The sequence below is a fragment of the Eubacterium sp. AF19-12LB genome (genome assembly GCF_003479125.1).
In the GTDB taxonomy this organism is placed as follows: Bacteria; Bacillota; Clostridia; order Lachnospirales; family Lachnospiraceae; genus Eubacterium_U; species Eubacterium_U album.
In genome coordinates this window covers 1-843 of the sequence record NZ_QUGP01000039.1, presented here as the reverse complement: position 1 = coordinate 843, position 843 = coordinate 1, and the positions used below count along the sequence as shown (strand labels likewise).

The 843-nt window shown below is 39.7% G+C and carries 1 protein-coding gene; it reads left to right on the top strand.

Annotated elements, in window-relative coordinates:
• The coding region (locus DWX29_RS12495; protein ID WP_243053269.1) for a glycosyl hydrolase family 18 protein at nucleotides 1-843 on the top strand (843 nt) is incomplete at both ends.

The following is an 843-nucleotide window of genomic DNA, read 5'->3' as shown; positions in this document are numbered from 1 at the left end:
ACAGAAAAACTTTACACCTGACAAGATTGACGGAAGTTTAATAACACATTTGAATTTTGCATTTATGGATGCAGATGCAAATGGAGACTTAATCACAACAGACACATGGGCAGATTATCAGAATCCAAACGTTGGATACTCAGTTGGAAGCGATAACAAGTACGCAGGTGTATTGGGAGCAATGGTACTCTTAAGACAGAAATATCCAAACATGAAAATAGGTATTTCAGTTGGAGGATGGACAAGATCAGGAGATTTCCCAAAACTTGCAGCATCAGACAAGACAAGAAAGAATTTCGCAAACAATGTGGCAAAGTTTGTTCACTGCTATGGATATGACTTTGTAGACATCGACTGGGAATACCCAACAGCAGACAGAGATCCTGATCCTGAAGGAAACGGAGTGGCAATAGACAAGGGATGCAAAGGCTCAGCAGCAGACACAAAGAATTTCACATTACTGTTACAGGAAATCAGGAATTCATTGGACAGCTACGGAAAGACAGATGGAAAGCATTATGAATTATCAGTGGCAATGTCAGCATCACCAACAATGATGTCAGCAATCGAATACGACAAGGTGTTAAACATAGTTGATTTTGCAAATATGATGACATATGACTTAAATGGTGCATGGGGTGGATTCACGGCTCATCAGACAGCACTTTATACAAACCCTGCATATGACGGAGGGGATGCAGCACTTTCTGTAGATTCATGTATTAAATATTTGGAAAATAAATATGGAGATGGCATTGATTATTCAAAGATTGTAGTTGGTGTTGCACCATATACAAGAGGCTGGAAGGAAGTAAAGAAGGACACCGGAAGAGATCCAAAGAA